This is a genomic window from Burkholderia sp. Se-20378, assembly GCF_017104665.1.
Taxonomy (GTDB): domain Bacteria; phylum Pseudomonadota; class Gammaproteobacteria; order Burkholderiales; family Burkholderiaceae; genus Burkholderia; species Burkholderia lata.
Genome location: NZ_JAAGPG010000692.1, coordinates 1 through 3,834 on the forward strand (window position 1 = coordinate 1; position 3,834 = coordinate 3,834).

The window sequence follows — 3,834 nt, forward strand, 5'->3', positions numbered from 1 at the left end:
CCCGCCACCACGCTCGAGCGCCCGGTCTCCCACGCGTTGCCGGCCGATACCGCCACGCCGCTGCACGACGCGCTGGCCGCGCCCGAGGCCGCGCATCCGGGCGAGTCGGGTTTCCGGCTGCTGCCGGAAGGCGCCGAGGCGCTGCAGATGCGCATCGCGCTCGCACGCGCCGCGACGAAGACGCTCGACATGCAGTACTACATCGCGACCGAGGACACCACGGGCAAGCTGCTGCTCGCCGCGGCGCTGTACGCGGCCGATCGCGGCGTGCGCGTGCGGATGCTGGTCGACGACCTGAACTTCCGCGACATCGATCGCATCATGGCCGCGCTGAACACGCACCCGAACATCGAGATCCGCGTGTTCAACCCGTTCGGCGCGTCGCAGCACGGGATGGTCGAGCGCACGGCCAACTTCTTCACGCGCATCGACAGCTTCACGCGCCGGATGCACAACAAGGCGATGATCGCGGACAACCAGATCGCGATCGTCGGCGGCCGCAATCTCGGCGACGAATACTTCAACGCAAGCCCGACGCTGCAGTTCCGCGATCTCGACGTGCTGGCCGCGGGCCCGGTGACGAACGACGTCTCGGCGAGCTTCGATACGTACTGGTCGAGCGCGAGCAGCTATCCGCTGCGCGTGCTGAATCACCAGTCGTTCGATCCGAAGGACCTCGACGCGACGCGCGACGAGCTGCGCAGCCATTGGCGCCAGAACGCCGATCCGTACAACGCGAGGCCGCTGAACGCGACGCCGCTCGTGCAGCAGATTGCCCGCGACGAGCTCGCGCTCGTGTGGGCGCCGGCCGAGTTCAAGGTCGACGCGCCCGACAAGGTCGCGCGGCCGACCGACGCGTACGTGAGCCCGCCGATGCAACGTCTGGTGGAACTCACGCGCGGCGCGCAGCAGGAATTCCTCGCGTTCTCGCCGTATTTCGTGCCGCACGACGCGGGCGTGAAGATCCTCGGCGAGGCGACCGCGCGCGGCGTGCGCGTCGCGATCCTGACGAATTCGCTCGCCGCGACCGACGCGGTCGCCGTGCAGGCCGGCTACGGGCCTTATCGCGTGCCGCTGCTGCAGCACGGCGTCGAGCTGTACGAGTTCAAGGCGCAGCCGGGCCGGCAGCGCGCTCGCCTGTTCGGGTCGCGCTCGCGGGCAAGCCTGCATGCGAAGGCGTACGTGATCGACCGGAAGGTCCTCGTGATCGGTTCGATGAACCTCGATCCGCGGTCCGCGCACCTGAATACCGAACTGGCGCTCGTGATCCACAGCCCGGCGCTCGCGCAGCAGGTCGCGACGATCTTCGCGCGCGTGACGCAGCCGGACGACAGCTACCGCGTGAGCCTCGTGACGCCGGCTGGCGGCGGGTCGCCCGAACTCGAATGGACAGGTATCGACAACGGCCGGCCGACCACCTATCACGTCGATCCGCACGCGGGGCTGCTGCGCAACCTGATGACCGGCATGTTCATGCTGCTGCCGGTCGACGACCAGCTTTAAGGGGCCGGAAGCGCTCCGGCTAAACCCGCGTTTCCGGTGCGCGAGGAATGATGATATGGTTGTGCGCGCAACCAATGTGGCGCGCAAGACGGTGCCGCCAGGCGGCCCGCACCACGCGGGCCGCGCACACCCGCAACCGGAGTTCCCCCATGCAACGTGTCCCGAACCAGCCGTTCACGCGTCCCGCCCGTTTCTCCGAAGCCGAATGGCAGGCGCGCGTGCAGCTCGCGGCGGCTTATCGCATCTTCGATCATCTCGGCTGGACCGAACTGATCTACAACCATATCTCGCTGCGCGTGCCGGGCGAGGACGGGCATTTCCTGATCAACCCGTTCGGGCTCCATTACCGCGAGGTGTGCGCGTCGAACCTCGTGAAGATCGACATCGACGGCAACGTGGTCGGTCATTCCGACTGGCCGATCAACCCGGCCGGCTTCACGTTCCACAGCGCGATCCATGCGGCGCTGCCCGATGCGCACTGCGTGATGCACGTGCACACGACGCCGACGATGGCCGTGTGCTGTTCGCGTGACGGGCTGTCGTTCTCGAATTTCTATTCGGCGCAGTTGTTCGGGAAGATTGCGTATCACGACTTCGAGGGCATCACCGTGCATCTCGAAGAAGGGCGGCGCATCGTCGAGAGCGCCGGCGGGCGGCCCGTGCTGCTGTTGCGCAACCATGGGCCCGTGACGATCGGCGCGACGCTCGCACAGACGTTCTCGCTGATGTGGCTGCTCAATCGCGCGTGCGAGGTGCAGATCGCCACGCATGCGATCGGCGACGCGCTGCCGATTGCGCCGCCCGTGCTCGAAGGGTGCGTGCGCGATTCGCTGAATTTCGATCCGAAGCATGGCGCAGGGCAGGATGCGTTCGACGCGCTGCAGCGTATCGTCGACCGCATCGATCCCGGCTATCGCGCGTGACGTGAAGCGGCGCGATCGCTTCGTCATGCTTGATACGGTGTGAACCGGATCCGATGGCGGCACGCGCAAAAAAAACGCGGCCGGGCGGCCGCGTGAATACTCGCAGACTCCTTCGGACGAAGGAAACAAGCAACTGTGAGACGAAGTGTAGCGAAAGGCTGCGCGTGGATTCAGTCACCGGGCTGCAAAGGTCCATTCCAGGTTGACGCAGACTGACGCGTCGCACGCCGCGCGAGCGGGCCGGCCGGGCGCGGTGCGGCGATTCGCTGCATGGCCGTTCGGTGGATGCCCGGACCGGCGGCGATCGACTACCATCATGTCTGGCGCCCCCGCTCGGGCGGCGTACAACGTCGTACAAGGAGAGTCCATGCTCAAGCTGCGTTTGCTCCAGGTCGCGTTACTCGCGGGCGTGCTCGCCGCCGGCAGCGCCGCTGCCGAAACGGTGCGCCTGTCCGCCAATCTCCAGCCGTCGAGTGAAGTGCCGCCGACGGCGACCAAGGGCTCGGGCGACGTCGAGGCCACCTACGACACGGCCACCCACATGCTGCAGTGGAAGGTCACATACGAACACCTCACGGGGCCGGCCACCGCCGCGCACTTCCACGGGCCCGCACCGGTCGGCCAGAACGCAGGCGTGCAGGTGCCGATTCCGAAGGACGAGCTGGCGAGCCCGATCAAGGGCTCGAAGGAACTCACCGACGCGCAGGTCACCGACCTGATGGGCGGCAAGTGGTACTTCAACGTCCATACGAAGGAGCACCCGTCCGGCGAGGTCCGCGGCCAGGTGATGCCGGCGAACTGAGTGCCGGCGTTTGATGTAGAGGCTCCTGTCGAGCGGTGCGGGAGCGATCGCACGTACCATCGTCACACTGTGATTACGGAGTGCGTCCGATGAGTTGGCAAAGCAAGTTCGCCTGCTGGCTGCTGCGCTGGCAGTTCCGGCCCGAGACCACGCGCGAGGTGCTCGATCCCGCCCGCGCACGGCGCTTTACCGATTTGCGGATGGTTGTGCCGCGCCGTGCGCCGTCGGGCTACCGGTTGCGCCAGTGCTATGGCCCGGGCGACGCGCCGCTGCGCGGCGAATGGCTCGAACGCACCGACGCGGGCGCGGGCCGCGGGCCCGGCCGCACGCTGCTGTACTTCCACGGCGGCGGCTATTACTTCTGTTCGACGAAGACCCACCGTCCGCTCGTGTTCGGCCTGACGAAGCGCGCGGGCGTGCGCTCGTTCTCGCTCGACTACCGGCTGGCGCCCGAAAACCGCTTCCCGGCCGCGCTCGACGATGCGCTGGCCGCGTACCGGCAACTGCTGGCGCTCGGCACGCCGCCCGAGTCGATCGTGCTCGGCGGCGATTCGGCGGGCGGCGGCCTCGCGCTCGCGACGCTCGTCGCGCTGCGCGATCGCGGCG

The 3,834-nt window shown here is 67.8% G+C and carries 4 protein-coding genes; all 4 read left to right on the plus strand.

The window, feature by feature from the left end; all coding sequences use genetic code 11:
• Positions 1-1,503, plus strand: a 1,503-nt coding sequence (locus tag G3N93_RS36190; protein ID WP_206135158.1) for a phospholipase D family protein, incomplete at its 5' end; no start/stop codon positions are given.
• A gap of 149 nt (positions 1,504-1,652) precedes the next feature.
• A complete protein-coding gene (locus tag G3N93_RS36195) occupies positions 1,653-2,426 on the plus strand; it encodes a class II aldolase/adducin family protein (protein ID WP_206135159.1) in 774 nt (257 codons plus the stop codon).
• Positions 2,427-2,793: 367 nt separating this feature from the next.
• The gene (locus G3N93_RS36200; protein ID WP_174942374.1) at positions 2,794-3,228 is read left to right on the plus strand and encodes a CHRD domain-containing protein; all 435 of its coding nucleotides are present in this window, start codon (positions 2,794-2,796) and stop codon (positions 3,226-3,228) included.
• 89 nt (positions 3,229-3,317) lie between these two features.
• On the plus strand, positions 3,318-3,834 hold a 517-nt coding region (locus G3N93_RS36205; RefSeq protein WP_206135160.1), incomplete at its 3' end, for an alpha/beta hydrolase.